Origin of the sequence: Halobacillus sp. BBL2006, from assembly GCF_000786645.1 — a bacterium.
Classification (GTDB): domain Bacteria; phylum Bacillota; class Bacilli; order Bacillales; family Halobacillaceae; genus Halobacillus.
The window spans coordinates 1-4,831 of sequence record NZ_JRNX01000595.1 but is presented as its reverse complement, the minus strand read 5'-3'; the positions used below and the strand labels follow the sequence as shown (position 1 = coordinate 4,831).

Annotated in this window: 3 protein-coding genes; 2 read left to right on the top strand and 1 reads right to left on the bottom strand. The window is 42.6% G+C overall.

The features are described from left to right. Positions 1–2,852: hypothetical protein (locus LD39_RS16570; protein WP_052158920.1), on the bottom strand; the 2,852-nt coding region annotated here is incomplete at its 3' end. Between the two features lie 163 nt (positions 2,853–3,015). Here LD39_RS16570 and LD39_RS16565 point away from each other — a divergent pair. Further along, a complete protein-coding gene (locus tag LD39_RS16565) occupies positions 3,016–4,164 on the top strand; it encodes a conserved virulence factor C family protein (protein WP_035550037.1) in 1,149 nt (382 codons plus the stop codon). Positions 4,165–4,174: 10 nt separating this feature from the next. Continuing rightward, positions 4,175–4,603, top strand: coding sequence for a BrxA/BrxB family bacilliredoxin (locus tag LD39_RS16560; protein ID WP_035550034.1), 429 nt, complete (start codon positions 4,175–4,177; stop codon positions 4,601–4,603). Positions 4,604–4,831 lie beyond the last annotated feature (228 nt).

Sequence of the window (4,831 nt, the reverse complement as noted above, 5' to 3'; positions counted from 1 at the left end):
TTGATGAAGAACCATCCCCCCGCCAATAATACAGGCAAAATCCGGACCCAGACATTTTCATCGCCAGCGGTTATTGAGTTTAAATAGACAAAATAAATAAGCGCTGTCCATGAGTAAGCATCCCCCCTGGATCCTGGTCCTACTAATAATTTATGGAAGAAACGTCCGGCTGCAAGGAGGATACCTGCACTCCCAATCAGGACCACGATTAGAATTTCACGTTCCCAGTTAAGACTCACCTTCTCCCATAAGTCGATGGTCAATAACAGAGGGGCAAATCGAACAAGAGACCATCCTCTTTGATGTAGGAAAAACAAAACGAGACAGACATAACTGATTAATGGTAATAATTCGACCGTCTGCATTTCAACATTATTGGTGATAAGTAAGAACAAACCAAGGATAGAAAAAGGTATCCAATACCACTCCAGCCGCTTCTTCCAAACTGGCGAAACGCCAATCCATATCCCTGCGACCACTATGCTCGTTACGAAGAAAGCATAAGTGCCTTGTATCGACGACCACCATCCGTAGTACGAAGGGACAGTTGAAACAATTAAAAACACGATTGTCAAAGCTCCGTAAAGCATAAGCTTGATTTCCCATTCTCTTCTGGACGTAAGCGAGCTGTACACATATAAAATGAGAGAAATGGACAAGACCAAAGGGCTTACCGTTGCAGAGCCGATTTGATTGAGCATGATTAACCCCACAATGAGAGGAAGAACCCCATGCCCTATCCAATAAAAGTATGGACGCATCTCCGGCCATTTTTTTTGACCAATCTCCCCCATCAACATCAGTAGAACAGGAGCAAACGTCGTATAGATGATAAAAGAAGAAAATGAATCAAACGAGAATGTGTCGATCAAGGAGATGTAGAAGGCTAACGTTACGAGAGATACAAAGACCCATAACACCTGCTCTTTGGAAAACTGAACTAGCCAGAACATCATTCCGAATCCAGCCAGTAGAATCAGTGGCCTGACCAGAACAGGATCGACTTGAGAGTTATTCAACAAAAGAACCATTGCTAGCATATAGGCGCCTTGGCCAACATAAAAGGCAGCCTTCGAAAGCTGTTTTTCTTTGAATTTTTTCCACCCAAGGTGAACGCACATGAGTAAAAGACCCGTTACCGCCAAATGAAAAGGAAGTGATAAGCCTTCCTCATACTCAGGTACCCAATGACTCATCGGTTCATAAAGTATGGCTGCTGCCAAGAACAGAGCAACGGGATGCAGCCATAAAGTCGTTTCTTTTATCTCCCGATTAGTGGTTTGTTTCCCAACCATATAGGCGAGTACTGAAATAACTAAGAACATGAACGAACTGTATCCGTACAGCATTTCATTAAAGCTGTATCCTATGCACGCGATCAGGACGAAAACCGACACATAGAATGAGCTTTCTTGAATGACTTGCATCCAATGTTGTTTTGTCCATGAAACGACACAAATCAATAACACCGAAGCTGCCATAAAAAGAAAGAAGAATAGCGGACCGACTTCAGTTAATGCCCAAAATTGCCAGGTGGTGATAAAGAAAAATACAGGCGTCAAATAAGTAAATACGACGTATTTAGTCAGGTTAGAAAGAAGAAGATAGTTCGCGGTGATAATCCCATAGGCGAACATTAATATCCACGAACCATCTTCCCCTCTTAATGCGATACTCTCGTAGCTGATGTAAACGAAAGCGAAGAACGAAACGACACCACTTGTATATCGAAATACTTTTTCAATGAAGGTGTGATTTCTAAACGCATAGGCAAAGCCTAAGTAAATAAACCCGACGAGAGCGTACAACGTCACATCAATGGATTCAAGCGGAGAGTGCTCGACCAATTGGTAGATTGCATAGATGAGCATCACAGAAAAGACGAACTGATACTCTTTAGTTTTGTAGACAAAAACCATAGCCATATAAATACTCGCCGTCAAAAGAAGGTTAAAGCTATAAAACACTTCACTTTCAAAGAAAAACAGCATAAGAATCGTTGAAATCACCAGGTTAAGCTGGGCATATAGGGGGACTTCCTTGATGAATAACTTCCATTTATCTGAAGCTCTAAACCGAACATAAAAAACTAATAAACCAGCATTGTAAACCATTAACAATAAATAAAAAATATCCATCGAGATCGGAAGCGCACCGAGCGCAAACCCAACTGTCAGGGATGAGAAAACAAGCGAAATCCAAACGTATAAACGTGACTGATGGATAAAGGCGTGGCGAATATATAACGGAAGAGGAACCAATGCCCCCAATAACCCAAGTAGATATCTGCCTTCACCGAAGAGGGATAAATAACTCCCAAACAGCTCAAAGTAACCGATCGCCAAAATGACAATAGGAATCAATAAGCTACCGAGCGTTAAAAATGCAAAAGCAGTCTGTTTGATTTTCAGAAAACGCCCTGTACCGTAACTCAGTGCTAAGAAAAACAAAGAGACGAGAGAAATGGAGACCACTTTCAGTCCCGCTCCCATCTGGGCCCACTGGCTCGTGGCAACAATCAAACCTGTGATGAGCAAGAGACAAACACCAAGAATGAGCGACCAGGTAATGTTACGCTCACGGATTTGTTCTGCTGATTTCACCTTTTTCTTTTTTACTGGTTTCACCGGTTTTGTTTTTTGAACAGGATCAGTAAAGTGATCAGCCTTTTCATTTTTTACTTGTACCACTTTTTCACCAGCTTCCTGAACAAGCTGGCGATCATGAATATAGGAACGATCAGCCTCCACTATTTTCATATATTCCTCTTCCGTCAAATAGCCATTACTCCATAATTGGATGAGCTTTTCTTTGAAAATTTCCCGCTTCTTTTCCTCCGATAAATGAGACAATGCTTCCCCTCCCCTGCTGGTATTTTAGTGTAATATTACACAATAAAAACAATTTCTTCAACCTTTTTTTGCCAATAAAACATTTCCTCCTTTCCTATTCATGGATGAGCCCTGATTTCTTTGATAAAATATAATTCATACACGTGATTAGGGGGAATGACGAATGAGAATAGTATCTATTGAACCAACGCCCAGCCCTAACTCAATGAAAATCAATTTAGATGAGCAGTTGCCGGATGGCGAAACTCATAATTATAAACAGGGAGATGACCTTAGCGATTCTCCTGAGTTTGTTCAGCAATTATTTGAAATTGAGGGGGTAAAAGGACTTTATCATGTCATGGACTTTATCGCGCTTGAACGGAACGCCAGAATGTCCTGGGAAACAATCCTCCCAGAGGTACGGACCGTATTCGGATCTTCCTTAAACGAAGAGGAAGCAAAAAACAGTGACGATGAATCTCAAGCTGATGATTCTTTTGGTGAAGTAAAAGTTTATGTACAGATGTTCCGCGGCATGCCGATGCAAGTGAAGCTTGAAGACGGCGATGAAGAAAAACGTGTCGGCCTTCCCGAACGCTTCATGAATGCAGCGATGAAAGCTGCCCCCGCTTCTCCAAATATGATCATGGAACGCCAGTGGGTCGAACAAAGCCCTCGCTATGGTGATTCTGATGAAATCGGCGAACAGGTAAAAGAAGAAATATCTGCAAGTTACGACGAGGAACGACTCCAATCCCTCGTTAAACAAGCGTTTGATCAGGAATCGAATGAACCCGAACCTCCTCGTAATGAATCGAAAATCACATTAGAAACGTTGGATCATGACGATTGGAAAGTTCGTTATGCTGCTCTTGATCGAATGGATCCTACAGCCGAGGATTACCGTATTTTAGACAAGGCATTGGACGACGAAAAAGCATCAATTCGCAGACTTGCCACTGCGTATTTAGGGATGATTGAAGAATTAGAAACCCTCCCTTACCTATACAAAGCCCTAAATGACAAGACCGTGACGGTTCGCCGTACAGCAGGGGACTGCATTTCTGACTTAGGCTTTAAGGAAGCAATGCCAAAAATGATTGAGTCCTTAAACGATTCAAACAAGCTTGTCCGTTGGCGTGCCGCCATGTTCTTGTATGAACTCGGCGATGAAACCGCCCTTCCAGCCTTACGAGAAGCAGCCGATGATCCAGAATTCGAAGTCCGCTTACAAATCAACATGGCGATTGAACGGATTGAAGGCGGAGAAGAAGCGAAAGGCTCTGTCTGGCACCAAATGACGCAAGCTACAAAAAACAAACAACAATAGGAGGATTATTATGAATCCATATGAAGCATATATGAAAGAAATATCCCAGCCGATGCGCGATGAATTAACGAATGCAGGTTTCGCGGAACTAACGACGCCTGAAGAAGTCGATGAATTTATCAGTTCAACAAAAGGAACTTCACTAGTCGTCATTAACTCAGTGTGCGGCTGTGCAGCCGGACTTGCCCGTCCATCAGCCAGAGAGTCCCTTGGCAATGAAAAAAGACCGGAACATCTCGTGACCGTATTTGCTGGACAAGATCGAGAAGCAACTTCCAGAATGAGAGAATACCTGGAGGGCTATGAACCATCTTCTCCTTCTATTGCCCTTCTTAAAGACGGCCAGGTGCTTCACTTCATTCCACGTGAAGAAATCGAAGATCACGAGGTTGAAGAGATTGTCGATAACTTGACTACTGCCTATAACCAATACTGCTAATACCGTAAAAGCGTCCTTTTAAAAGGGCGCTTTTTTGCTTTAGAATTAGCTTGAAAAATATAAACAGGATAATAAATGATGTTAAGGACACGTGCAGGATTATGGAAGACTCGACTTCGAGATACTTTCGGTTCCGTTACTAAATACGGATTAGGATTTGGTGGGAAACAACTCATCCAGCTCCCACGCCCAGACACTCGCGTCATAAGCAGAAAATCAACGGAATGA

What these genes read in the sequence shown, in the direction of transcription:
- LD39_RS16565 (WP_035550037.1), top strand. Translation starts at nt 3,016, where the DNA reads ATGAGAATAGTATCTATTGAACCAACGCCCAGCCCTAACTCAATGAAA.
- LD39_RS16560 (WP_035550034.1), top strand. Translation starts at nt 4,175, where the DNA reads ATGAATCCATATGAAGCATATATGAAAGAAATATCCCAGCCGATGCGC.